This window comes from Pseudomonas sp. NY11955 (genome assembly GCF_048068035.1).
In the GTDB taxonomy this organism is placed as follows: domain Bacteria; phylum Pseudomonadota; class Gammaproteobacteria; order Pseudomonadales; family Pseudomonadaceae; genus Aquipseudomonas.
Window position 1 is genome coordinate 1 of the sequence record NZ_JBLUPS010000061.1, and the last position, 327, is coordinate 327.

Here is a 327-nt window from a genome sequence, read left to right on the forward strand (position 1 = left end):
CACCCTTATCAGGGGTGCGCTCTAACCAACTGAGCTACAGACCTATAACAGGGTTGCGTTACAGCATCGTCTTTTACAATGAATCAAGCAATTCGTGTGGGAGCTCATCAGTAGGCTGATGTCGTCGATTAAGGAGGTGATCCAGCCGCAGGTTCCCCTACGGCTACCTTGTTACGACTTCACCCCAGTCATGAATCACACCGTGGTAACCGTCCCCCCGAAGGTTAGACTAGCTACTTCTGGTGCAACCCACTCCCATGGTGTGACGGGCGGTGTGTACAAGGCCCGGGAACGTATTCACCGCGACATTCTGATTCGCGATTACTA

Annotated in this window: 1 rRNA gene; it reads right to left on the reverse strand. The window is 52.6% G+C overall.

Annotated elements, in window-relative coordinates:
• Positions 1 to 129 precede the first annotated feature (129 nt).
• Positions 130 to 327, reverse strand: a 16S ribosomal RNA gene (locus ACNFBR_RS29290); the annotation flags it as partial.